Origin of the sequence: Sinorhizobium sp. 22678 (assembly GCF_052044265.1) — a bacterium.
Classification (GTDB): Bacteria; Pseudomonadota; Alphaproteobacteria; order Rhizobiales; family Rhizobiaceae; genus Sinorhizobium; species Sinorhizobium meliloti_A.
Genome location: NZ_JBQEMS010000011.1, coordinates 197,990 through 221,527 on the forward strand (window position 1 = coordinate 197,990; position 23,538 = coordinate 221,527).

Consider the following 23,538-nt stretch of genomic DNA (forward strand, 5'->3'; position numbering starts at 1 on the left):
GGCCCAACACCAGGATGAGGATTATGGAAATCAAGCGTTTCGAAAGCGGCTCGAGGATGAGCCAGGCCGTGGTCTACAACAACACGGTCTATCTCGCCGGCCAGGTCGGCAATGTCGGCGACGACGTCGTCACCCAGACGAAGCAGGCGCTGGCGGAGGTCGATCGTCTGCTGGCGCTCGCAGGCACGGACAAGACGCGCATTCTTTCCGCGACCGTCTGGCTCGCCGACATGGCGGATTTCGCCAAGATGAATTCGGTCTGGGACGCCTGGGTGCCTCAGGGCCACGCGCCGGCGCGCGCGACCGGCGAAGCGAAACTCGCAACCCCGGAATATCTCGTCGAAGTCATCGTGACGGCAGCTCTCTAAGACGTTTCACGCAAGCAGATATACGCTCCACTTTCCCCGCCGTCGGCCCCTCGGCCGGCGGCGTTTTGCTGCCGTCCTTACACGCTTGTCGCGCAGGAACGATTTCCGCAGTTGCGGCGTTTATCGGTGCGTTCCGCAAGGAGGATGAGACATGCTCTACCGGATGCCAGGACCCGTCGTGACGTGCCGGTATTCGGCATGGATCTCTTCCCGCGCACGCCGCAGGGCGTGGCCTAAACATTGCTGATCACCATCGGTGGGCCTGGCCTGCTTTCCGCCACGCTTCACCTGTCCCGCTTGAGCGACATTGAGCAAGGCTTCGCGGGGGCATCCGCGGTGGAGTGCGCCACCTCCTTCCCGCATTCGCGAACGAACTGTTCGCCGCACGAGCGTTTGAGAGGTAGGTGCCGATGGACATAGTCGGGCGGACGACGGCCGAGCGTCGACGAAAGCGCGAAGCGGAGAGGGAAATCGCGCTAGCCGAGGCATCGGCGATCGTCGCCCGAAAGCGCGACAGCATCGATCTCGCCGGCGCCTGGAGCGTCATCGGTCTGTTCGTGATCGCCTGCGCGGCCGTCGTCTATGCGATGGAAGCGATCCTCCTGCCGATCACGCTCGCCGTCGTCATCGGCATCGTTCTCGGCCGCGCTGCCGATGAACTGGCCCGATTCGGGCTGCCGCCCATGTTCGGCGGCCTTTTGCTGGCACTTTGCTTTCTGCTTGGCCTGTCATACCTGGTCAACGCCATCCTCTGGCCGATCACCGAGGTCGCGCGCGAGGCGCCGCGGCTGGTCGAAGGCCTCATGGAGCGGATACTGCCCTATCTGCAGCGCTTCGAATGGATAAACGTAGCGCTTGCCCGCGGCAGCGGAGAAGAGGCTTTCGCCGACGTCATCGTCAAGAATGCGGGACCGTTGATCGGCGGCGCGGCGGCAAGCCTGACGCCCGCTTTGGTGCAGACCCTGATCTTCCTGGCCGCCCTTGTGCTCTTCCTGCTGGGGCGCGTTCAGTTGCGCAGCACGATCATTCTCGCTTTTCCCAGCCGCGAAGGTCGCCTGAGCGCGATCCGGATCATGAACGCCCTGGAGGATGCGCTTACGCATTATTTCTCGACCGCCAGCCTGATCTATCTGGCGCTGGGCTTCATAACCATGGTCATTGCGCTGGTCGGCGGACTGGCGATGCCCCCGCTTTGGGGGCTGTTCGCCTTCGTCTCGAGTTTCATTCCCTATCTCGGGGTCACCTTCATGACCCTCTCTTTGCTCGTCGGCGGACTGATGACGCATGATGCGCTCATCGTGGCCATCGCCCCGGCGGTCGCCTTCTTCACCGTTCACCTCGCCATGGAAAATCTGCTGGTGCCCGCCATCCTCGGCCAACGCTTCGATATCAACCCGTTCCTGGTCTTCGTCGCGATCATTTTCTGGACGTGGATGTGGGGTGCTGTCGGGGCGCTCCTCGCCTTTCCGCTTTCGCTGATCGCGATGATCATATTCGAGCAGACCCTGCTGCCGCAGCCGGAACGCCAGTTGCCGGGCTGATCCTTCATGCGCGCGTCTCATAAGACGCGCGGCGCTGTAGGAAAGTTTTCGGAGGACTGCAATCGCTCCCCACCTCATCCCTGTGACGAGCACAGGAATGAGGGAATCAAACAAGCGGTGGCGGGTGACCCGAATCTCAACAGGCCTTAGAGCACTTCCAGGAAAAGCGTGTAACGGTTTTCCGTCCGGAAGCGCGTTGGACCAAAAGGTTGGAGCATTTCAGCGTTTCCATGAAACAGGAAATGCTCTAGCTCGCTCCGGCCTGCGCATGTTCGTCGAAGAAAAGAGCCTGACTGATCAGCGCCTTCACGGTTTCCGGGTTGAAGGGTTTGGTCACCAGAAAGGCCGGCTCGGGTTTCTTGCCGGTCAGTAGCCGTTCGGGAAAGGCGGTGATGAAGATGACCGGTACGGCCGCCTGCGTCAGGATGTCGTTGACCGCGTCTATGCCCGAACTGCCGTCGGCCAGCTGGATATCCGCGAGCACCATTTTCGGCGATGTCTGGTGATAGAGATCAAGCGCCTCGCGGCGCGTGCGGGCGATCCCGGTGACCCGGTGACCGAGGCTCGTCACCATGTCCTCGATGTCCAACGCGATGAGAGGCTCATCCTCGATGATCATCACGTCGGTCGCGATGTGGCGCGAAATCTCCTCCGAGGCGCTGGTCAGCAGCTTGCCGAAGGCGCCGTGGTCCAGCCCCATGATTTCCGCTGCCTCGCCGGTCGAGAAACCCTCAAGGGCGACGAGAAGGAATGCCTGTCTCTGGGGCGGCGCGATGAGGGAGAGATTGGAAGCCGCCTTCTGCTCCCATGCGAAAGGCGAAGCGAGCTGAGTTCGGTCGATCTTGAGTTTTCCGAACAGGGAACAGAACAGCTTGTAAAGACCGATGCGATCGTTCGACGCGGCCGGGAAAAGCCCCAGATCGTCGATCAGCGCTTCGAGCACGGCAGAGACATAGGCATCGCCGGCTGCCTGCGAGCCGGTGACGGCACGGGCGTAACGCCGAAGATAGGGGAGGTGGGGCGCAATCCTTGTGGAAAGTGGCATTTAGACCTTCCTAAACTATTGTGCATATCTTGCCGACGGCGCAAGCAGGATACCTCAAATGTTTTGAGCACGTATTCCGGTTTATGGAAAGCCTTGAGAAACAATCGCGGCAAATGAATTGGGCGACCGGCTGCTGCGACCTTGGATGGGATTGGCTGAAGCTTATTCCGACAGGCACGAAAAGCGCCGCATCAGGTACCGTGGACCTGAAATGGCGCGGAACTGCAGCCCGCACGGAACGGGAAGATGAAGAAGTCCTCAAAGAAAGGCGCCGTGCCAGCGGGGATCGACCGCGCCGAGACGACGCAACCTCACGGTCAAATCGCTTCGAAGCTGAAGGCGCTCTACCAGACGGTGGAGAACGAACCCGTGCCGCAGCACTTTCTGGACCTTCTGCACCGTCTGGATGAGGCCGAAGAACGACCGCGCGAGTGACGCCGCAGCTTTCACGCTGGCGGCCACCGACAAAACGAGCCGCCCCGGCAGGAGCGCGGCCCCGAGAACTATCCGTATCAGCAGCGCGCCGTGTAGCGGCGGCCGTAGCGGTCGCGATAGACGCAATAGCCGGGCTCGTTCGCACGACCGATAAGGGCACCGGCGACACCGCCGACAGCGGCACCTACCGCAGCTCCCCTGACATCATTGGATATGGCACCGCCGATGATACCGCCGGAGGCAGCGCCGATTGCCGCACCTCGTTCCGTTTGCGTGCAGGCAGCCAAGGGAAGGATCAGGCTTGCGACGACGAGTAACTTCTTCATGACGCGTTCCTATTCAGGGTTGACACAGAACTGCTGGAGATGCCGAGCATAGTCTTCGTTGGAAATGCGCACCGAGGCATGGCTGGAGCCGCTGCGATGCTCATCTGAGCGTCGGTCCCCGCTGGAGGGGTGGTCACAACAGGCGCCGCCAAGGCTTGCATTCCCATCTCCCATGGATGCCGCCGCCGCGGCGCTTGTTATTGTCGCCAAAACGCCGATTGGCGCCTTTTGTTCCGCGCGCGATGACGCCGGCGCGCATGCCTGTTGCCGGAGGGACACGGAGCGGTCGTCATTTATGCGACTGGCGTTCGGCACGTTCCAGAGTTTCGAGCAGCGCCTGGATCCGCTTGTTGTACTTTTCCTCGGAGTGCCGCTGAAGGTCGCGCATCGTCCTGCCGATATGGAGATTCCGATCACGCAGATCGGTCTGATAACGGCCCGCATCGTTTACGGTCTTCCAGATATGTCGCGATGGTATCTTCATTGTCTTCCTGGAGATTCTTTCAATCCGAACAACGCCAAGCGCTTTCGAAGGTTCCTCTCGCTTGCACGCGAAATATAAGTTCGGTTCTATTTGCGGTTCTCTTGGTTAATCAATGCTTTCTGAACCGGTAGACAACCTCGCACCGCGCAGCCACGGCCGGCCCGGGAACAAAGGCGAGCCGACACGCGTTTCGATTTCGATAACGCTGACAAGGAGATAGCAGATGCTCTATTACGCTCTCGTGTTCCTGATCGTCGCGATCATCGCCGGTGTCCTCGGCTTCGGCGGAATTGCCGGCGCATCGGCGGGAATTGCGCAAGTCCTGTTCTTCCTGTTCCTCATATTCCTCGTGATCTCGCTCGTAGCGGGTCTCATCCGCCGAACGTGAGCCTCCAGGCGGGGCTTGCCGCCCGCAAAAAAAGGTGCCGATCGATAAGGGGTGGAGCTCTCGTCTCCACCCCTTTCCAGTTGTGGTGTGACGCTCTGTTCCCTTGCCCTGCCGGGTTCGCTTGGCTATTCATGCGAATATCCGCCGCGCATGTCAGGACACCATCTCCCATGAAATCCCTGGAAGTTGTCGTCGTGAAGTGACGCGGCACGGCGGCATGACGGATAGGAGCATCTGCACATGAAGACGGACGTAGTGGTTCTCGGTGCCGGCATTGTCGGCATTTCCAGCGCGATCCATCTGGCTCGGCTTGGAAAGTCGGTGGTGCTTCTGGATCGGCGCGGCGCCGGGGAGGAAACGTCCTTCGGCAATGCAGGCCTGATACAGCGCGAGGGCGTCTTCCCCTATGGCTTCCCGCACAATTTCGGAGCGCTTTTCCGTTACGCCCTGAACAACACGATCGACGCCAGCTATCACTTCCGTGCGCTGCCCAGTCTCGTGCCGTTCCTCGCGCGCTACTGGTGGCACTCGGGCTTCACCCAGCACCAGAAGATTGCTCATCTTTATGCACCGCTTATCGAACATTCGATCGCGGAACATCAGGACCTGATCGACGCGTCCGGCGCCGGCGACCTCATTCGCAAGGATGGCTGGATGAAGGTTTTCCGCACCGAGAAGGAGCGGGACGCGGCCTATAAGGACGCAGAACGGCTTTCCGCCGGGTTCGGAGTCAATCACCAGAAGCTTTCGACCAGCGAGCTGAAGACGATTGAACCATCCATCCAGGTCGAACTCGCCGGCGGCCTGCGCTGGACGGATCCGTGGTCGATCCGCGATCCGCACAGTCTGAACAAGGCATATCTCGCCTACTTCCAGTCGCTCGGCGGCCGGCTCGTTTCCGGGGATGCCGCGACACTGGAGCACATTCTGGAAGGGGCGGGATGGCGTGTCGCCACACCGGACGGCCCATTGGAGGCGCGGGAAGTCGTCGTCGCGCTCGGGCCGTGGGCCGATACGGTGACGCGAAAGCTCGGCTACCATTTCCCGCTCGCCGTGAAGCGCGGCTACCACATGCATTACGGCGCCCGGGAGGGCGCTCAGCTCAACAACTGGGTGCTCGACGCCGAGAAGGGATATTTCCTGGCGCCGATGCTGCGCGGTATCCGGCTGACGACCGGCGCCGAGTTCGCACTGCGCGATGCGCCGAAAACGCCGGTGCAGCTGACGCGGGCGGAGCGGGTCGCTCGCGAATTCTTCCCGCTCGCCGAGCGGCGCGACGAGGAGCCGTGGATGGGCGCGCGACCCTGCACGCCCGACATGATGCCCGTTATCGGCAAGGCTCCGCGACACGAAGGCCTCTGGTTCGCCTTCGGCCACGCGCATCACGGCATGACGCTAGGGCCGGTCACCGGCCGCGCGCTGGCACAGGCGATGACGGGTGAGAAGCCCGTGATCGACATCGCGCCGTATCGGCCGGAGCGCTTCCTCGCATAGAGGATAGGAGGAGTGTATTCGATGGTTTTAGCTTTAGCCGAGCTAAAACCATCGTGATCTGGAGCGCCCTTTGTGCCTCCAACTGACCACGGGCTCTCCAGAGGCATAAAAAGACGGGGGGAGATTGTCCGCCCCCGCCTGTCGCCTGAACTTTCGATCAGATGCAATTTCCCTTGTAGAGGTATTTGGCGACGTCCGGCTCGGCGATGTTCGCCTTGGTCGCGGTTACGGTGCCGGTGCCTATCGGCGTCTCGACGGGCTCGCCTTTGACGGCAGCGACGGCCTGCTTGAAGCCAATATAACCCATCTCGAAGGGCTGCTGGATGACGAGAGCGTCGAGCAGACCTTCGTTCAGGGCCTCGATCTCGGCATCGTCGGCATCCACTGCGACGGCGACGACGCTGTCGGCGGTCTCGGTTGAACGAATGCCGCCGGCGACGCCGATCGCCGGGTTGTTGGACTGCGATACGACGCCGATGAGGTCGGGATGGGCGCTCATAAGCGACACGAAGGCCTGCTGCGCCTTCGGTATGTCTTCACTGGCAAACTGATTTCCGATGTAGGTAAGGTTCGGATGATTTTTGATCTCTTCCTCGAAGCCCCTGATCCGGGCATCGACGGTGGAGATGCCGGGAATGCTGTTGATCTGCGCCACCTTGCCGGACTTTCCTTCCAGTGCTTTCGCCAGCGCCTTGGCGGTTTCCCGGCCGACACTTTCATTGTCGGTGCCGACCACGGCAGCCAGTACAGACGGGTCATCAAGGGTGGTGTCGACGGCAACGATCTTGGCACCGTTGGCCGCCGCCTCCATAAGCGGCGCGATCAGTGCGGTCGAGCTCGTCGGATCGAGCACGATGGCGGAAGGACTCGTCGCCATGACGGAGTTCAATACGGGGATTTGTTCGGAAGCTGAGTAAGTCGGGGCGGCCTGGATGTTGACCTTCACGCCTAGCTCCTCGGCGGCGGCGCGGGCGCCGCAGGCGATGGCCTCATGGAAGCCGCTGTTCCGCTGGCCGAGAACCAGCGACACGCTGATGTCGTCCGAAGCCGCGGCGACTGTTGCCGACAGCGTGGTGGCGGCAAGCAGGAAAGCAAGTCTCTTGGTCATCTTCGTCATTGTGTTCCCTCTTGTGGTTGTGGTTGGAGGTCAGGAGGAGCGGGAGCGGCGTCGGTACTGGTCGAGCAGCACGGCCGCGAGAAGGACGATGCCCACAGCGACTTCCTGCCAGAAGCTCGGCAGGCCGACGATGATCAGGCCCGAAGCCAGGACGACAGGGATGAACACCCCGGCTGCCGTACCGTACATGGAGCCGACGCCGCCGAAGAGGCTTGCGCCACCGAGGACGACAGCCGTGATCGCCTTCAGATTGTCCATGGCATGGCCCGAAATCGTCGTGGACGAGAAGCGGGCGAGGGTGAGATAGCCGGCCAAGCCGGCACAAACGCCGGAAATCACATAGATCGATACGATGTGCCGATCGACCTTGATGCCGGCGCGGCGCGCGCCTTGCTCGTTGGATCCGACTGCATAGGTATAGAGGCCGAAGCGGGTCATATGCAGAGCGATGCCGGCGATGGCCGTAAAGACGCAGGCGATCAGCACGATGACCGGAATGCCCCCGAGACGGCCGATGCCGATCGAGGTAACGATTGATCGAGGCACCCCGGTCAGGTCGACGCCGCCGGTCATCAGCCGGGCCAACCCGAGCGCGATGCCCATGCTGGCAAGTGTGACGATCAGCGGCGTAAGCCGGGCTCTGGCGATGAGGAGGCCGTTGACGAGCCCCCAGATCGCTCCGGAGGCAAGCGACACGACAAGCCCGAGCACCGGCACCCAGGACGCATCCGAGCCAGTTGCACGCATGGCGATCAGCGACGCGACGCTTGAGAAGACAAGCACGGCGCCAACCGAAAGATCGATACCGGAGGCGATGATGACATAGGTCATGCCCACGGCGAGGATCATCATCATCGAAGCCTCGATCGCCATGTTCCGCAGGTTGATACCGCTCAGAAACGCGGCGGGCGCCATGACCGTGAAGATCGCTATGATGATGATAAGCGAACCGAAGATCATCAGTTCCGGACCGTCCAACAGCCGGCGGATCAGGGGCTTTGGCGGCGAAGCGTCATGCAGCATGGAAGGCTGGTCCTTGGTCGTCGTGTGGTCGGATGCGGTTTCGACGGTCATGCCGCGGCTCCTTCGCGTTCGAGGGCGCCGGTCATCGCTGCGACGAGCTCGTCGGAGGTAACCGCACCGGTGGCATAGGTCGCAACGCGACGACCGTGGCGAAGCACGGTGACGCGGTCCGACACCGCAAGGACATCCGGCATGCTGTGGCTGATGAGCACGACGGAGATGCCGGTGTCTCGAACGCGGCGGATGAGGTCGAGCACGTTGCGCGTCTGCGCAACGCCGAGCGCTGCGGTCGGTTCGTCCATGAACACCACCCGTTTCGCCCACATCAGCGCGCGTGCAACCGCGATGCCCTGGCGCTGTCCACCGGAGAAATTGGCAACGGCCGCGCGCAGGTCGGGAACGCGCACGCCCAGACGGGTAAAGGACTCCTGGGCCCTGCGCCGCATCAGCGTCTTGTCGAGAAAGCCGAGGCGGCCCATCAGTCCGGGGGCGGCGATCTCGCGGCCGAGATAGAGGTTCTGCACCGCATTGAGATCGACCGCCAGCGATAGGTCCTGGTAAACGGTTTCGATGCCGTGCGTGCGTGCGTCGAGCGGGCTGTCGAAATGGACCGGCTTTCCATCGACAAGGATCTCGCCGCTGTCCGGCTGGAGCACGCCGGAAAGAATCTTGGTCAAGGTCGATTTGCCGGCACCGTTGTCGCCGAGGAGGGCGACGATTTCGCCCTCATGGACATCGAAACTTGCGCCTTGCATGGCGCGCATCTGCCCGAAGCTTTTTTCGATATTGCGAGCAGCGAGGATCGGGGTTGTCATGGCAGTCTCCAGACTAGAAAAGCGATCATGGTTCGTCGGGCTCCAACAACGTTCAGGTGCGCGTTGCACGGTCGGCGCCACCCCACGGTGCTTTCCGCCCGCCTCCATGGCGGGTGTCGGTTCGAAAGCAGCAGCAGTCAGTTGGCCAGGCCACACCACTCGACGACGGCGCGGGCATAGATGCGGGCGCATTCTCGCCATTCGCGCATGTTGATGCGTTCATCGACAGCATGAGCGTAGCGGATGTTCCCGGGGCCGAGCACGATCGCTGGAATGCCTTGAGCCTGAAGGAAGGACGCATCGCTTACGGCATTGAAGGAAGCGGTTTTGGTCCGCCCTGGGGGGAGGGCACCAAGCACTGCGGAACGGGCCTCGACGAGCACGTCTACAAGTGGGTGATCCGTGGGAACGTCTGCAGCAGGCCAGTGGCTGCGCCAGGTGAATCTCGGCGGGTTATCGCGAAGCCAGGGGTCGAGTTGGGCCGCGTGGTGCACATGGCGCTCGATTTCAGCCTTCACCGCCTCGGGGTCTTCTTGCGGCGCGTACCAGACGAGGTAGCCGACATAGGCGTGGTCGGCCATGTAGCCGACGCTCGGAACGCCGACATCGCCGTGGAATACGCCTGGCACGAGCGAAAACAGCCCCGGCGGAAAGGCCGGATGGCGTTTGCTGATACCCCACTCCTGTTCGAGATCCTGTAGCGCTTGCACGACCTTGATCAGTTTCTCGACGGCGTTGACGCCGGCGCTCGCGCCTTCGCCGCCGGCGCGGATAGCGGCCCCGCGGTTGCCGGCATGGGTGCCATGACCCTTGACCGAAATTTCAAGGTTGAAGTTGCCGGCCGAGACGGGAGCGATCGTCAGCGGCTCGGGTTGGGAGGAGGGTTCGGCAACGATGGCCGCATCGGCCCGGAAGCCGGCCTTGATCACGGCTGTCGTGCCGTTTTCGTGGTCCATCGTCTCTTCGCCGACGACGGCATGGACCTGCAGGTCGCCCTTCAGCAGGACGCCGGCCTCCTTGAGCGCCGCGATGGCGAGACAGGCAGCGGCAAGGCCGCCCTTCATGTCGGTGGACCCGAGAGCGAATAGCTCCTCTCCGCGCCGTACCGGCTTCCACGGATCTCCGGAAATCCAGGCTTCGGGCTTGAACGGAGCGACCGTGTCGACATGGCCGTTGAAGAGCAGGGAGCGCCCGCCGCCGGTGCCCTTCAATACTGCCGCCAGATTCACCCGCTGCGGATCGACTGCGATGTCATGGAGTTCGAAGCCGAGGTTGAAGAGATAGGCGCCGATGAGGCGCGTACAGGCCGTCTCTCCGCCGATCACGGTTTCACGGGCGATGCCGGGAAAGCCCGGATTGATGCTGTTGACGGACACAAGCTGCTCAAGAAGGTGCTCCGCGCCGGGGGCGAGGCGGGCAATCGCGTCGTCGATGCGTTCAGAAAGTGCAGAAGCCTGCACGCCTATTTTGGGTGAGTGCATATCCGGTCCCAAGTTTTCGTTCCCGCAGGCCGTTCTTGTTCTCGGCCGGCGCCAGGAGGCTTGCCGGCCGCTCGCCCTAGGCGCGGTCCTGTCGAATGAAAAATTGCGCAATTGTCAGACATCTGTCAACAAAAAATATGAGCGGCCGATCTCAGGAATGCGCAAACGGGCGCTGCGTTAAGCCGGCCGGGCCGCACTCGGCTGCAACGGCAAGTGATTTATTCGGGCGGAGACGAAAGCTCATGTGCATGTCAGTTGTCTTACAACAAGGTGATTTGAGGCCGCGCCTTTATGAGGAGAGGCGATGGTCATAGCTTTTTTTGTTCTGGCGCCGGAACCAACCTGGTCTTCGCGTGTTTCTCCTCCGGCTGACCGCGAGAGTCGGCCGGCTTGGGCTTTGCCCGGCCGCGGGAGGAGTTTCAAACACGATGAGCAAGCACACGGTGGAGTTTGCCGGCGAGGCTGTCGGTGCGCTGATCCCGGAGAACGGCCGATTGCGGTTCATGGCCGTGAAATTCAGCGTCTGGTCCCTGGAAGGCCAGTTGTTCGCGACGCCGGACGAAGCCCGTAAGGCCGTTGCTGTCATTCATGGCCTGAAGGAGGGTAGGTCGGTCTTCGACAACCGTCCGCTCCCCTTGGGTGGGTATCAGACAACCCCAATTTCCGAACTGCGCTGATCGGGCGGCCATTGGCGGCTCCGATCATCGTTCGCGCACATCGACCCGGTCTCGTGGCCGGTCTTCTCCTGGATCTTCATTCTTCTGCGACGTAGCGTCCGCGTCGAACTCGTCCGGCGCCTTCCACTGCAACGCCACCTCCAGCCGGCCGAGGACAAAGAGCACGACGAGGCTCGCAATGGCGGCGAAGGCCGCTATCAGCCAGAAGCCGAACCCAACCCCGAGACCGACGGCGCCGGCAAGCCACATGCCTGCGCCGGTCGTCAGGCCCTTCACCTCACCCTTTGAAAAAACGATCATGCCGGCGGCGAGAAAGGCCACTCCCGCGGTTACGGCTTCCACGACGCGAATGGGATCGATGCGCACCTCGGGGCCGGAAAGGCTTTTCATGTGCACGCTTTCGATGGCGACCACCGCGAAGATCGCGGAGGCGAGGCTGACGAGAATGTGGGTCCTGAGCCCGGCCGGCCGCTGCCGCTTTTCACGCTCGACGCCGATCATCGCGCCGAGCAGGATGGCGCCGAAGAGCCGCGCGAATATCACTGAATAAGGTGTTTGGGTATCGACAAGGATGTCGTTAAAGACTTCGTTCATGAAAGACGAACGCGCTCCGTCACTCGACCGCTCGGGGCGGATCTGATTGCAGAAGTGCGGGATGGCGCGGCAAAGCCCGTCATCCCGCTCGACTTCATCCCGCTCGACAAGAGGCGTTCGTCGATCTACTGCGCAGGAGTGCTCTGCGGCTGGGCCGGTGTGGCAGGTGCTGCCGGTGCAGCGGGCGTCTCGGGCGCTGCCGGGGTCTGGGTCTCAGGTGCTGCCGGTGCCGTCGTTCCTCCGGCGGGCGGCGTCGCCTGGTCCGTAGGTGCGGTCTGATCCGCAGGCGCGGCCTGATCCGTAGGCGCGGCAGCCGGCGGGGTGGCGTCGGGAGTCGTCTCGGATTGGCTCGGCGCGACCGGCTCGTTCTCGGCGTCCCTTGTCAGCTCCGCCGGCAGCCAGGCGATCAGCGCGAGTATCAGGCCAGCAAGAATGATGACCAGCAAAGGCCAACTGCTACGGCGCGATCTGGTCACGGGCGCTTCCGGGTCCCGCGGCGTCGGTTGGCCGGTGGCAGGATCGAGCGGCGGTTTATCTCGCAATTCTTCGTGCTGGTTCATGACGTACATCCTTTCTCTCCGTCACCCCGCCTGCAAAATCGCCTTTGCATAGATCCCCAAATCAGCATGCCCTAAGGGGAGGGGTTCCGTACCACCGCAAGTAAACTGCGGCCTCATCGCGCCCCGGTGGGCACACGACGCAACGATTAACGTCCGAAAACCTGCAAGGTTCCGTTGTGTTCGGGACCGTGCCGCCCGTCTCCGGCAACCTCGCCGGGAGATCCGCAACCGCCGGTCGCGTCTTGTCATAAAACTGTCACAAAGGCAGCTGACCGTCCCCGGTGGCATGGCTGGGGCATCTGTTGCGGAGGATCGAGATGGATGTCGAAGGCATCACCACGGCCAAAGCCCTGACACGCGACAGGCGAATACAGGGTGATTTCCACTGCGCCCTTCTCGTCATCTGCTCCTGCATCGTGCTGTTGACGTCGATGGTCATCGCCGATCGGCTTTTCGGCATCGACTACTACGACCTCGTACGCGACCCCAACGCGATTGCCGGGCAGCCGAAGTATTTCGGGCTGGTCTCCAATCTCGGCGTCATTCTCTGGTTTACGGGAGGGATTGCGGCTCTCCAGGCCTATTGGTCCGGTGCAGGCTTCGGCGCGCCGCATCTGCGACGCACGCTTCTCGCCGGCGGGCTTTTTTCCGGCTTGATGGGCATCGACGATCTCCTGATGCTTCACGAGGCGATTGCCACGGCGGGCGTCCCGGAGCCGCTTGTCCTTGTTCCCCATATGCTGTTGCTGGCGACGCTCTGTTATCACGCCTGGTTTGTCCGCCGGGATATTCAGTGGGTCCTTCTTGCCGCCGCCGTCGCCTCGCTCGGCTGTTCCTTCCTGGTGGACGCGGTCTCGGAGCACTTCGCCGGACTGGTTTTCGTCGAGGAGGGCTTCAAGATCCTCGGCATCATGTTCCTGGCCGTCTTCCTCAGCCTCACGAGCCATGCGGCACTGAAAACGAAGCGCCGCTGAAACGCAGTCGGCAGGGGGATATGCGGGCCTGTTGCAGGCGCTTCCAAATCTGCTAGATCATAACGACCTTGGGCCGCGTCGGCCTAAAATCACGAGCGTGGCCGATTCGAACAGGTTGAGAAGCGGGATGCGGGCGGAAAAGCGCACACACTCTTACTGATCCCGCGCTACACCATCCTCTGGGATAGGGGCTGAAGACGATGCAGATGGCGAGATTGGCTTGCACTGGTCTGATCCTTGCCGTGTCGGGGGCTGAAAGGCTCCATGCCGAACCGCTTTATACGGTGGCCGACCTTGGAGCCGCGCTTGGCAGATGCTGGACTCCGCCGCAAGGCTTCACGGATTCCTTCGTCACCCTTAGGTTCGGGTTCCGCGGCGACGGTACGTTGATGGGCCCGCCCCGGCCGACTGCGATCAAGGTGAACGGCGACGAAAAGCAGCGGCAGGCATTCGTGACCGCCGCCACCGAGGCGCTGCAGAATTGCGTGCCGCTGGAATTTTCGAAATCACTCTCCGACGAGATCGCAGGCAACGTGTTCACGTTGCAGTTCAAGTCGGCGGAGTGATCCGCGGAAGCGCCGGATCAGCTGGCGCTTCCCGTCTTGCGGAAATCAGCTTCAGCCATGGCGCCAGGTGAAAGACCGACATCAGCAAATACATGCTACTCATCCCGTTCAGCAGCGAAGCGCCCTGTATCGAAGCGCCCTGTATCGATGAGCAGATATCCGCATCACCGCCGGCGGCCAGAAGCGCCATACCCGCGAAAGTCGGTGCGGCGGCGAAGCCCAGCCAGTCGCCGAGGCCTCGCACGACGGTACCCGTTGCAAGCCGCATCGGACGGTCACCTTTGGGCATATTCGTCGTGGCGGCGCCACCAGATGCCGTTCTCGTTGCGTCCGAGGGGAGCCCGGTCGAGCCACTGATACATGCCCCATAGCCCATCCAGTCCACGCGCATAGCTGGAATAGGTGTGATAGACGATTCCGTCCTCGAGCGCGAAGGCGCTGACGCCGGGCCTGTCGCGTGTATAGGTGGCGACGTCGGTTCCCGTCATGGCTGCGATCTGTGCGACCGGCCCCTCGCTGCCGCTCGGGTCCCAATCCCGGACTGTCCTGCCCGCGAGCGGCTCAGATGCCGGTTGTTCGGGGATTGGCGGCTCGCGGCGAAAATTATACTCGATGCCGCCCTCGCGCTGTTGTTGTTCGGTGAACCAGACGCAGAAATCGCGGTTGAAGTCGCCATCGTCCGAAGAAGCCCAGGGGAAGCTCCATCCCAGCCGCTGCTTATAGGCCTTGAGCTTCGCAAGCGGCGCGCGCGAAACCGCGGAGAAGGCGACGTCGTGGTTTTCGAGATGAGCGACGATCCCGTTGAACCCATCGGCGATCGCAGAGCAGGACGGGCAGCCGGCCGTATAGTCGGGGCCGAACATGAAATGATAGACGAGGAGTTGCGAGCGCCCCTTGAAGAGGTCGCGCAGCGAGGCCTCGCCCTCGTCGGTTTCGAACCGGTACGCCTTGTCGATCCGTACCCAGGGCAATTCCCGGCGCCACCGCGCCAGCTCGTCGCTTCGCCGCGTCAGGTTCTTTTCGGCCTCGAGCAGGTCGAGCCGCGCTGCCAGCCATTCTTCCCGTGTTCCGATTGCATGTGCCGTCATCATTCTTCTCCTTTGGCCATTTGTCGTCGTACATTGCCCGGGGGCGGGTTGCTCGACCGACAGGAACCCAGACTAGAGCCGGAGATCGCATGGTGAGAGTGACAAGTGTGACGGGATTTCGATGGACTCGCTGATCACCGCTGCGGCACGGGCGCTCGCGGCCGGCGATCTCCTCGGCGTACTGAACCGCGTGGCTTTGCGCGACGACGCGCATGCGCTCGCGCTTCGGGGCATTGCGATGGCGCAGCTCGGAGATTTCGGCCGGGCGAAAACTCTTCTCAGAAGCGCTGCGCATGCCTTCGGCCAGAGACAGGCGGTGGCGCGCGCGCGCTGCATCGTCGCCGAGGCCGAGATTGCGCTCGTCTCGCGGGATCTCGGCTGGCCCACGAAAACGCTCGAAGCGGCGAGGTCGACGCTCGAAGCGCATGGCGATCACGTCAATGCAGCGCATGCGCGCAATCTCGAGGCCCGGCGCCTGCTTCTCATCGGCCGCCTGGACGAGGCAGAACGCGCGCTTGCAGAGCTGGACTCCGGCATGACGCTCCCCCCGGCGACGCGGGCGGCCCGCGAACTCGTCGTCGCCGGCATCGCCATACGGCGTCTGCAGGCGAAAGCCGCGCGGATAGCGCTCGCCCGAGCCGAACGCGCCGCGCGCGAAGCCAATATCCCGGCACTGACGGCCGAGGTCGAAAGCGCATCGCTCGTGCTCGATGCGCCCGTCGCGCGCCTGATCGGCAGCGGTGGCGAGCGCTCTCTCCTCATCGAGGAAGTGGAAACGCTGCTCGCGTCGGGAGCGCTCGTGGTGGATGCCTGCCGCAATGTGGTGCGGGACGAAAGGCTGGTCGTCTCGCTCGCCACGCGCCCGGTGCTCTTCGCGCTTGCCCGCGCGCTCGGCGAAGCCTGGCCGGCAGACGTGCCGAGAGCCACGCTCCTCGCACGCGCCTTCCGGGCGAGACATGCGGACGAATCGCACCGCGCCCGGTTGCGCGTGGAGATCGGACGGCTCCGCACGGAACTTCGTGCGCTGGCGCAGGTGTGGGCGACGAAACAGGGCTTTGTGCTTTCGCCGCGCCGCGCGGGCGAGGTCTTCGTGTTGACGCCGCCGGTAGAAGAGCGGCATGCGGCGGTGCTTGCCCTGCTGGCCGACGGAGAGTCGTGGTCGAGCTCGGCACTGGCGATTGCGCTCGGGGCGAGCCCGCGCACCGTGCAGCGCGCACTCGAGCAGCTTGCGTCGGCCGGCAAGGTACAGTCCTTCGGTCGCGGACGGGCGCTTCGCTGGATGACCCCGCCCGTCCCGGGCTTCCCGACAGTCTTGTTACTCCCGGGCCCGCTACCGAGCGACTAGGATGCGAGACAGCTACAGCGACGAGGATGGAAAAATGAAACGATCGAAAGCCGAAATTCTCCATGAGTACGGACCTTTCCCGAATACCGAGCAGGTGGCCGGCGTCACCTTCGATGGCCGGCACGTCTGGTTCGCGTCCGGCGACAGGCTGAACGCCCTGGATCCGGTGAGCGGCAAGACGGTGCGCTCGATCGATGTCGCCGCACATGCGGGAACGGCCTACGACGGTCGGCATCTGTTCCAGATTGCGGAAGATCGTATCCAGAAGATCGATCCGGAGACCGGCCGCGTGCTTGCCACCATACCGGCGCCTGCCGAGGGCGGAGATTCAGGCCTCGCCTGGGCGGAAGGAACGCTTTGGGTGGGCCATTATCGAGGGCGAAAGATCCACCAGGTGGATCCCGACACCGGGAAGATTCTCCGCACCATCGAATCCAACCGGGTCGTCACCGGCGTCACCTGGGTCGATGGCGAGCTCTGGCATGCCACATGGGAAGGCGACGAGAGCGACTTGAGACGCCTTGACCCGGAAACGGGAGAAGTCCTCGAAACGCTCGAAATGCCCCCGGGTGCAGGCGTTTCCGGCCTTGAATCCGATGGCGGCGATCGCTTTTTCTGTGGCGGAGGAAGCAGCGGGAAGGTGAGGGCCGTGCGCAGGCCAAGCCGGGTTTCCGCATAGAGGGTCACGGAGATGGACGGCAATGAAGGTCCCAGAGCGTTTAGAAGGGACAATCGCGTTGACTCTGGGACCTTCAGACGACGTGGACGGCTGACGAGGATGCCGCGTGGTCGTCTCAGAGCGATATGCGTCACGAGGAGCAGCGTGCAATGGTTCTAGGACCTTTAACCTTCCCGTGTAGGACCAAGGTCCGATACCGCCAACACGCCGGAACAAAGCTCGCGGCAGGCGATTCTTCACGAGAAGGGATTCGTAGCTGGAGTAGCTCTCATGACAATTGTCCTCGTCAAGAGCTCCGTTGCATTGGGTGTTGCGGTTTTCTTGACCGCGGCTCCTGTCCAAGCGCAAAGCACAAACGAAATCGGCGCTGCCGGTACGACGGTGGTCGCTGCCGCAGGACCCGTCGAGGGTGCGGCGATCGACCCGCCGCCGCCAGGCGTGACGCAATACGTCGAACTGCAGCCGCTTCCGCAACGGCCGCTTGTGCTGCAGGAGCAGATATCCGTTGGCAAACCGGTGCCTGAAACAGTCTTTCTAAATACGGTTCCGGCCGACAGGCGCTATGGCTTTGCGGTGGTCAACGAGAAGCGCGTCATCGCGGATGTGAAGAGCCGCACCGTCGTGCAGGTGGTCAAATAGGCGCGGCGAGCGCTATAGCGCCCCGCCGGTGACCGGTTCACTTCGGGTTTCTCACTCGTGTCCTTTGCCCCGGGAGGCTGGACCGTTGGTGGTGCGATCGACTCCTCGTCCCGGTGCTTCTTTCGGTTTGCCGGCTGACGAATATCGGCTGGTTCAGACTGTTCTGGGGTCGCATTGGTATCCTTGGTACTCATCGTCTTCTCCTTTCGGCAGAATGAAAACGGGCCAGCCGCGGCGGAGTTCCTGATGCCGGGCGCCTGGGTACGGCGATTATAGCGACGTCTTCGAGGAACTACGCGGCACCAGGTGAGCTTGCGGCCGCGGCGCGTCCGCCTCGGTCACGACCGCAATGACATAGGATGAATGCGTCGGAACATCGATCTGCGAGTCGAAGCGCTGCCGGATCGCGTTACAGGAGCTGGATCCACTCCATGAACAATCCATAGACAAGGCCGATGAGGGAGCAGCCGGCTAAGACTGTCAGCATGCCGATTTTGAACCGGAACACCGCGACCATCGCGCCGACGGTCAGAAGGAGAGAGGCCAGGTTCACGGAACTCAGAACCGGCACATCGACCGTCATGCCGAATCCGCGCGCTTCATAGAGTTCGCGAAAGAGCACGTGGAGCGCGAACCAAATCGCCAGATTCAGGATGACCCCGACGACCGCCGCGGTGATTGCCGCCAGCGCGGCGGACAGCGCCCTGTTGCTGCGCATCGTTTCCATGAACGGCGCGCCGAGGAAAATCCAGAGAAAGCAGGGCACGAAAGTCACCCAGGTCGTGAGCAGCGCGCCCAGCGTGCCAGCGAGCAACGGATGAAACAGACCGGGGTCGCGGTAGGCGCCCATGAAGCCCACGAACTGGGTGACCATGATCAACGGGCCCGGCGTCGTCTCAGCCATGCCGAGGCCGTCCAACATCTCGCCGGGCTTCAGCCAATGATAGTGCTCGACGGCTTGTTGAGCGACATAGGAGAGAACCGCATAGGCGCCGCCAAAGGTGACCATCGCCATCTTCGAAAAGAAGATCGAGATGTCGGTAAAGACATTGCCTGGGCCAAAAAACGCGGCAAGTGCAAGCACCGGAGCGAACCACAAAAAGAGAGCGACACCGGCAACCTTGATCGACCAACTGATTGGGGGGCGTGCATGGGGCGGAATCTCTTCGCCAAGCGCGGTCTCGATATCAGCGACTTGCCTGCTGCCGACTTTTCCGTGTCCGTTGCCCGCCTGAAAGGCAGCCCAGCCGGCTCGACCGCCGACAAAGCCGATGAGACCCGCAGCGAGGACGACCAGTGGGAAGGGGGCGCGGAACAGGAAAAGCGCGATGAATGCCCCGGCAGCAAGGGCTATCATGGTGCTGTTCCTGAGAGCCCGACGGCCGATACGAAGAACCGCTTCGAGCACGATCGCCAGAACCGCGGCTTTCAATCCGAAGAACAGCGCCTGAACGGCGCCGACATTTCCGAAGAGGGCGTAGATCCAGCTCAGCACCATGATGGCAACGGCGCCGGGGAGTACGAATAGGGCCCCTGCAACCAGACCGCCCTTGGTCTTGTGCATGAGCCAGCCGATATAGATGGCTAGCTGCTGTGCCTCCGGCCCTGGCAGTAGAGTGCAATAGTTCAGCGCATGCAGAAATCGGGTCTCGCCAATCCAGCGCTTCTCCTCGACAATGATGCGGTGCATCATCGCAATCTGCCCGGCTGGGCCACCGAAGCTCAAAGCCGCCACGCGTGCCCAGACCCGGAGCGCCTCGCCAAAGGAAATACCGTGGCTCAAAGCCTGACCTTGAGCCGATGTGGTCGTGTTCTTTGCAGTTTCGGTCAATTCACGCTCCCTTCTTCGGCAACAGCCATTTGTGTATCTCATCAGTCGCGTCACGGCACCACGATAGAGGGCGTCGTACGGAAGTAAGCCTGCCTCAACTTGTTCATCGTCGCCCGCGTTCATGCGCGACAACCGCAGCGATGCGGCGAGAAGGCCCGGTGCTTGCGGAGAAAGATCGAGGCGCCGTATCGGCGCCGGATTACCCTGACATCAAGGTGGAGCTCTACAGCGAAAACGGGATGCGCAACATCGTGGAGAAGCGCTTCGATGCCGGCGTTCGTTTGGGGAGACGCGAAATTGCGCCAACGACCTGCTGCGGCGTCACCTCACCTGCTGCCACTCTGGAACCGACCGCTCTGCCTCAAGCTCAACGGACGCCCACGACTGCTCGCCGCTCCGGCTGAGTTTGGCTGCGATGGCGGAACGAATCTCCCGGTTTCAACGTCTTCTCCTCTAGGAAACCAGCGCGTTTACTCTACTTCATAGGCCGCCATGGAGGATGTATGACAGACAGTTCAAGTGCAAAAGCGAAGACCGGGGTGGAGGGCCTCGACGACATTCTGTCCGGCGGGCTCTCACGCCGCCACGTCTTCCTGCTCGAAGGGGCTCCCGGTTCGGGGAAGACGACGGTCGCATTGCAGTTCCTCCTCGAAGGCGCCAGCATTGGCGAGCGCTGTCTCTACATAACGCTTTCGGAAACCGAAGAGGAACTGCGCGACAGTGCCCTCTCGCATGGGAAGGACATCGGCGATCAGGTCGAGATTTTTGAGCTCGTTCCGCCGGAAAGCCTTCTTGATGCCGACCAGCAGCAAAGCCTCCTGTACTCCTCCGACCTGGAGCTCGGGGAGACCACAAAGCTTATCTTCGAAGCCTTCGAGCGGGTGAAACCCCATCGGGTGGTGATCGACAGCCTCTCGGAGATCCGGCTGCTGGCCCAGAGTTCGCTGCGCTACCGCCGCCAGATCCTTGCGCTGAAGCACTTTTTCTCGCGCTCGGACGCAACAGTTCTGCTTCTCGACGACATGACCTCCGACGCCATGGACAAGACTGTCCATAGCGTGGTGCATGGTGTCATCCACCTTGAGCAGCTTGCTCCGGACTACGGGTCTGAGCGTCGCCGGTTGCGGGTTCTCAAATATCGGGGGCAGGCGTTCCGCGGTGGCTATCATGACTTCATCATCAAGACCGGCGGCGTGGCGGTCTTCCCGCGGCTGCGCGCCTCGGAGCACAGGTCGGGCTTTCAGCGGACCGTACTGGCGAGCGGCATCAGTGAATTCGACGATCTCCTCGGCGGCGGTATCGCACGCGGCTCCAGCACGCTGCTGATCGGCCCTGCCGGCACCGGCAAGAGCCTGTTTGCACTTCAGTTCGTAGAGGCTGCGATCCGGCGCGGCGAGCGGGCGGCGATCTTCGTCTTCGACGAGGAACTGGGGCTGCTGTTTGCCCGCACGAAGGAGATGGGGCTCGACCTGGAGGCCCTGCGCGAGGAGGGCCTGATCCACATCGAACAGCTCGACGCCGCCGAACTGTCACCCGGCGAGTTCGCACAGCGCGTAAGGGGCAGGGTAGCCAGTTTCGACGCCAAGACAGTCGTCATTGACAGCATCAACGGCTATCAGGCTGCGATGCCTGAGGAGAACGCACTTATCCTGCACATGCATGAGCTGCTGCAATATTTGAACAGGCAGGGCGCCAACACCTTTATCACTGTCGCGCAGCACGGCCTCGTCGGCGACATGAAGTCGCCGGTGGACGTGACGTACCTTGCAGATACGGTCATCCTGCTGCGCTACTTCGAGGCGGAGGGTCGGGTTCGCCGGGCGATCTCGGTGATCAAGAAGCGCACCGGACAACACGAGGATACGATCCGCGAATACAAGATCGGAACAAAGGGGTTGACGCTCGGCGAACCACTTTCCGGGTTCCAGGGAGTCCTGCGTGGTGTTCCTGTTTTCGTGGGAGACCGACAGCCCCTTTTGCAAACACTTGACGAGGATGGCACCCATTCCTGAGCGAGATGTGTTTGGCCTGATCCACGCCCCGCTGGGCCGCGACGGGCAGATTGCGGCGGCGTTGCTGCAGGAAGCGGGCTTGGCTGCGAAAATTGCCTCGACCCTGGACGCGCTGGTGGTGGATTTGAACGAGAACGCCGCCTTCGCCGTGATGACGGAAGAGGCGTTGCGGTCGGTCGACCTGCGTCCGCTTGTCTCGTGGATCGAGACGCAGCCGAGTTGGTCCGACCTTCCCTTCATCATACTCACCGCGCGCGGCGGTGGTCCTGAGCGAAACCCAGCCGCCGCCCGACTATCGGAAGTCCTCGGCAATGTCAGTTTCGTCGAGCGGCCCTTCCACCCGACGACATTCATCAGCGTCGCGCGTTCCGCGATGCGCGCGCGACGCCGGCAATACGAGGCGAGTGCCCGTATGGAGGCACTGGACGAAGGGGAACGCCGCCTTCAAACGGCGCTGGAGGCCGGCCGCCTCGGGGCTTGGGAACTCGATCTCGCCACAAACGGCTTGACCACCTCGCCCACCTGCAGGGAAATCTTCGGCCGCTCGCCGGAGGACGGCTTCACCTACGAGGACTTGCTGCAAGCGATCCACCCGGATGACCTGGCACGCATGACGGAGGCGGTGCGCAACACGATTGAAACGGGGGCCGACTATGCCATCGCCTACCGGACCGTCTGGCCTGACGGCTCTGTGCACGGCGCTGAAATCCGCGCGCAACTCCACCGGGACCGCACCGGGCGGCCGATCAAGCTGGTCGGGGTTTCAGCCGACATAACCGAGCGCCTGCAGGCCGAAGAACAGCAGCGGCATCTCAACGAGATGCTCGAGGAACGCGTGGCGGAGCGGACTCGCGAGCTGCAAGAGGCGCACAGGCTCGTGCTGGCGGAGGTCAGTCAGCGGGAACGGGCCGAGGAGCAGCTTCGCCACGCGCAGAAGATGGAAGCGATCGGCCAGCTCACCGGCGGAGTGGCGCACGACTTCAACAATCTCCTGATGGCGGTGCTCGGCAACCTTGAACTCATCCGAAAGCATGTAGCCGGCGATGCGAAGGCTACGCGGCTGATCGACGGAGCCTTGCAGGGCGCACAGCGCGGGGCGTCGCTCACCCAGCGGCTGCTTGCCTTCGCCCGCAGGCAGGACCTTCAGGTGGGCCCGGTAAACCTCGCCGGACTCGTGACAGAGATGGAGGATCTTTTGCAGCGCTCGGTCGGATCCCGGATCGCCATAGAGGTGGCCGTTCCGGAGCGCCTGCCGCCCGTGTCGGCCGATGCCAACCAGGTGGAGCTCGCCCTCCTCAACCTGGCCGTCAATGCCCGCGACGCGATGCCGGATGGCGGAACGATCCGGATCGAGCTGAAGGAAGCGGAGCAGCCCGCGGTATCGGAATCCCTTGCACCCGGACGCTATGTCCTCCTGTCGGTTATCGACCAGGGCCAAGGCATGGACGCAGCAACTCTAGAGAAGGCGATCGAGCCGTTCTTTTCCACCAAGGAACTCGGCAAGGGCACAGGCCTCGGTCTTTCCATGGTTCACGGACTGGCCTTGCAGTTGGACGGTCGGTTGAAGCTGACAAGCGCCCTTGGTCAGGGGACCACTGCGGAACTATGGATTCCGGTGTCGACATCCGAGAGTCACGAAAAAAAGCAGGAGGTCGCGGCAGTAGGCCCTCGGAATGAAGCCGGCCCCAAGCGGATCCTTCTCGTCGACGACGACGTCCTGATTGCCATGAGTTCGGCTGACATGCTGGCTGACCTCGGCCACGAGGTCGTGGAGGCCTATTCAGGAAAGGAGGCGCTCGCCTTGATCGATGGCGGGGCCACCTTCGACCTGTTAATCACGGACTACTCGATGCCGGGCATGACGGGAGCGGAACTGGCGAAAGCGGCGCGTGACCGTATGCCGGGGTTACCCATCGTGCTGGCCTCTGGCTACGCGGACTTACCGTCGGGCGTGGAAATCGACGTGGCCAGGTTGCCAAAGCCGTATTCCCAGGACCAATTGGCTCACATGCTTGGAAAGCTATTGTAGCTTCTCGACAGTACGAACTGTCACAGG

The 23,538-nt window shown here is 62.6% G+C and carries 25 protein-coding genes and 3 pseudogenes; 15 read left to right on the forward strand and 13 right to left on the reverse strand.

Annotated features, from left to right (window positions below):
• Positions 1–23 precede the first annotated feature (23 nt).
• A complete protein-coding gene (locus ACTJKL_RS18390; protein ID WP_440853482.1) occupies positions 24–368 on the forward strand; it encodes a RidA family protein in 345 nt (114 codons plus the stop codon).
• A gap of 410 nt (positions 369–778) precedes the next feature.
• Positions 779–1,909 carry an AI-2E family transporter gene (locus ACTJKL_RS18395; RefSeq protein WP_275596730.1) on the forward strand — a complete coding sequence of 377 codons (1,131 nt, stop codon included), beginning with the start codon at positions 779–781 and terminating at the stop codon, positions 1,907–1,909.
• A 247-nt stretch (positions 1,910–2,156) separates the two neighbouring features.
• On the opposite strand, the gene rsiB2 is transcribed toward ACTJKL_RS18395, so the two are convergent.
• Complete coding sequence (gene rsiB2, locus ACTJKL_RS18400; protein ID WP_440853483.1) at positions 2,157–2,954, reverse strand: PhyR-type response regulator RsiB2; 798 nt, start codon at positions 2,952–2,954, stop codon at positions 2,157–2,159.
• 246 nt (positions 2,955–3,200) lie between these two features.
• On the opposite strand from rsiB2, the gene ACTJKL_RS18405 reads away from it, so the two are divergent.
• Positions 3,201–3,389, forward strand: a complete 189-nt coding sequence (locus tag ACTJKL_RS18405) for a NepR family anti-sigma factor (protein ID WP_275596729.1) — start codon at positions 3,201–3,203, stop codon at positions 3,387–3,389.
• 77 nt (positions 3,390–3,466) lie between these two features.
• Here the strand turns inward: ACTJKL_RS18405 and ACTJKL_RS18410 are convergent, their stop codons facing one another.
• Entirely contained in the window at positions 3,467–3,715 is a 249-nt protein-coding gene (locus tag ACTJKL_RS18410) for a YMGG-like glycine zipper-containing protein (protein WP_003527142.1), read from the reverse strand.
• Positions 3,716–3,887: 172 nt separating this feature from the next.
• On the opposite strand from ACTJKL_RS18410, the gene ACTJKL_RS18415 reads away from it, so the two are divergent.
• From ACTJKL_RS18415 to ACTJKL_RS18425, 3 genes are all read left to right on the forward strand, one after another.
• On the forward strand, positions 3,888–4,277 hold the full coding sequence (locus tag ACTJKL_RS18415; RefSeq protein ID WP_234819184.1) for a hypothetical protein: 390 nt from the start codon (positions 3,888–3,890) through the stop codon (positions 4,275–4,277).
• A 145-nt stretch (positions 4,278–4,422) separates the two neighbouring features.
• The gene (locus tag ACTJKL_RS18420; RefSeq protein ID WP_003527150.1) at positions 4,423–4,587 is read left to right on the forward strand and encodes a DUF1328 domain-containing protein; all 165 of its coding nucleotides are present in this window, start codon (positions 4,423–4,425) and stop codon (positions 4,585–4,587) included.
• 240 nt (positions 4,588–4,827) lie between these two features.
• Positions 4,828–6,081: an NAD(P)/FAD-dependent oxidoreductase gene (locus ACTJKL_RS18425; protein WP_100669483.1), complete on the forward strand. Its 1,254-nt coding sequence runs from the start codon at positions 4,828–4,830 to the stop codon at positions 6,079–6,081.
• A gap of 157 nt (positions 6,082–6,238) precedes the next feature.
• On the opposite strand, the gene ACTJKL_RS18430 is transcribed toward ACTJKL_RS18425, so the two are convergent.
• The 4 genes from ACTJKL_RS18430 to ACTJKL_RS18445 all read right to left on the reverse strand — a co-directional run bounded on the left by ACTJKL_RS18430 (position 6,239) and on the right by ACTJKL_RS18445 (position 10,517).
• Positions 6,239–7,198 (reverse strand): substrate-binding domain-containing protein, encoded by a 960-nt coding sequence (locus ACTJKL_RS18430; RefSeq protein WP_324762962.1) that lies wholly within the window; start codon positions 7,196–7,198, stop codon positions 6,239–6,241.
• Between the two features lie 30 nt (positions 7,199–7,228).
• Positions 7,229–8,272 carry an ABC transporter permease gene (locus ACTJKL_RS18435; protein ID WP_100669479.1) on the reverse strand — a complete coding sequence of 348 codons (1,044 nt, stop codon included), beginning with the start codon at positions 8,270–8,272 and terminating at the stop codon, positions 7,229–7,231.
• Positions 8,269–9,036, reverse strand: coding sequence for an ATP-binding cassette domain-containing protein (locus ACTJKL_RS18440; protein ID WP_440853484.1), 768 nt, complete (start codon positions 9,034–9,036; stop codon positions 8,269–8,271). The genes ACTJKL_RS18435 and ACTJKL_RS18440 overlap by 4 nt, the downstream gene beginning before the upstream one ends.
• 137 nt (positions 9,037–9,173) lie before the next feature.
• A complete protein-coding gene (locus tag ACTJKL_RS18445; RefSeq protein ID WP_440853485.1) occupies positions 9,174–10,517 on the reverse strand; it encodes a M20/M25/M40 family metallo-hydrolase in 1,344 nt (447 codons plus the stop codon).
• A 428-nt stretch (positions 10,518–10,945) separates the two neighbouring features.
• Between ACTJKL_RS18445 and ACTJKL_RS18450 the strand changes: the two genes are divergently transcribed.
• Positions 10,946–11,194: a hypothetical protein gene (locus tag ACTJKL_RS18450; protein WP_018094292.1), complete on the forward strand. Its 249-nt coding sequence runs from the start codon at positions 10,946–10,948 to the stop codon at positions 11,192–11,194.
• Positions 11,195–11,218: 24 nt separating this feature from the next.
• Here the strand turns inward: ACTJKL_RS18450 and ACTJKL_RS18455 are convergent, their stop codons facing one another.
• Both ACTJKL_RS18455 and ACTJKL_RS18460 read right to left on the reverse strand, forming a co-directional pair.
• The gene (locus tag ACTJKL_RS18455; RefSeq protein ID WP_100669473.1) at positions 11,219–11,788 is read right to left on the reverse strand and encodes an MgtC/SapB family protein; all 570 of its coding nucleotides are present in this window, start codon (positions 11,786–11,788) and stop codon (positions 11,219–11,221) included.
• A gap of 125 nt (positions 11,789–11,913) precedes the next feature.
• Positions 11,914–12,357 (reverse strand): hypothetical protein, encoded by a 444-nt coding sequence (locus tag ACTJKL_RS18460; RefSeq protein ID WP_440853486.1) that lies wholly within the window; start codon positions 12,355–12,357, stop codon positions 11,914–11,916.
• 308 nt (positions 12,358–12,665) lie between these two features.
• Between ACTJKL_RS18460 and ACTJKL_RS18465 the strand changes: the two genes are divergently transcribed.
• Positions 12,666–13,322, forward strand: coding sequence for a DUF8692 domain-containing protein (locus ACTJKL_RS18465; RefSeq protein WP_440853487.1), 657 nt, complete (start codon positions 12,666–12,668; stop codon positions 13,320–13,322).
• Between the two features lie 200 nt (positions 13,323–13,522).
• Complete coding sequence (locus ACTJKL_RS18470; RefSeq protein WP_018094296.1) at positions 13,523–13,888, forward strand: UCP034077 family protein; 366 nt, start codon at positions 13,523–13,525, stop codon at positions 13,886–13,888.
• Here the strand turns inward: ACTJKL_RS18470 and ACTJKL_RS18475 are convergent.
• Both ACTJKL_RS18475 and ACTJKL_RS18480 read right to left on the reverse strand, forming a co-directional pair.
• Complete coding sequence (locus tag ACTJKL_RS18475) at positions 13,872–14,156, reverse strand: hypothetical protein (protein WP_440853488.1); 285 nt, start codon at positions 14,154–14,156, stop codon at positions 13,872–13,874. The genes ACTJKL_RS18470 and ACTJKL_RS18475 overlap by 17 nt on opposite strands.
• Before the next feature lie 7 nt (positions 14,157–14,163).
• Entirely contained in the window at positions 14,164–14,976 is an 813-nt protein-coding gene (locus ACTJKL_RS18480) for a DUF899 domain-containing protein (protein ID WP_275596720.1), read from the reverse strand.
• A 121-nt stretch (positions 14,977–15,097) separates the two neighbouring features.
• On the opposite strand from ACTJKL_RS18480, the gene ACTJKL_RS18485 reads away from it, so the two are divergent.
• The 3 genes from ACTJKL_RS18485 (at position 15,098) to ACTJKL_RS18495 (ending at position 17,639) form a co-directional block, all read left to right on the forward strand.
• Positions 15,098–16,321 (forward strand): helix-turn-helix domain-containing protein, encoded by a 1,224-nt coding sequence (locus ACTJKL_RS18485; protein ID WP_440853489.1) that lies wholly within the window; start codon positions 15,098–15,100, stop codon positions 16,319–16,321.
• Positions 16,322–16,355: 34 nt separating this feature from the next.
• A complete protein-coding gene (locus ACTJKL_RS18490) occupies positions 16,356–17,000 on the forward strand; it encodes a Vgb family protein (RefSeq protein WP_440853490.1) in 645 nt (214 codons plus the stop codon).
• 270 nt (positions 17,001–17,270) lie between these two features.
• A complete protein-coding gene (locus ACTJKL_RS18495; RefSeq protein ID WP_100669463.1) occupies positions 17,271–17,639 on the forward strand; it encodes a DUF1236 domain-containing protein in 369 nt (122 codons plus the stop codon).
• A gap of 12 nt (positions 17,640–17,651) precedes the next feature.
• Here ACTJKL_RS18495 and ACTJKL_RS18500 read toward each other — a convergent pair.
• The 3 genes and pseudogenes from ACTJKL_RS18500 to ACTJKL_RS18510 form a co-directional block, all read right to left on the reverse strand.
• Positions 17,652–17,833 (reverse strand): annotated as a pseudogene (locus ACTJKL_RS18500) (hypothetical protein).
• 215 nt (positions 17,834–18,048) lie between these two features.
• Positions 18,049–19,512 carry a chromate efflux transporter gene (chrA, locus tag ACTJKL_RS18505; protein ID WP_440853491.1) on the reverse strand — a complete coding sequence of 488 codons (1,464 nt, stop codon included), beginning with the start codon at positions 19,510–19,512 and terminating at the stop codon, positions 18,049–18,051.
• A pseudogene (locus ACTJKL_RS18510) lies at positions 19,472–19,665 on the reverse strand (sulfurtransferase); the annotation flags it as partial. The pseudogene ACTJKL_RS18510 and the gene chrA, both read right to left, overlap by 41 nt.
• A 2-nt stretch (positions 19,666–19,667) precedes the next feature.
• Between ACTJKL_RS18510 and ACTJKL_RS18515 the strand changes: the two are divergent.
• From ACTJKL_RS18515 to ACTJKL_RS18525, 3 genes and pseudogenes are all read left to right on the forward strand, one after another.
• A pseudogene (locus ACTJKL_RS18515) lies at positions 19,668–19,757 on the forward strand (LysR family transcriptional regulator); the annotation flags it as partial.
• Positions 19,758–19,973: 216 nt separating this feature from the next.
• Complete coding sequence (locus ACTJKL_RS18520) at positions 19,974–21,482, forward strand: ATPase domain-containing protein (RefSeq protein WP_440853492.1); 1,509 nt, start codon at positions 19,974–19,976, stop codon at positions 21,480–21,482.
• Positions 21,466–23,511 (forward strand): ATP-binding protein, encoded by a 2,046-nt coding sequence (locus ACTJKL_RS18525; protein WP_440853519.1) that lies wholly within the window; start codon positions 21,466–21,468, stop codon positions 23,509–23,511. The genes ACTJKL_RS18520 and ACTJKL_RS18525 overlap by 17 nt, the downstream gene beginning before the upstream one ends.
• Positions 23,512–23,538 lie beyond the last annotated feature (27 nt).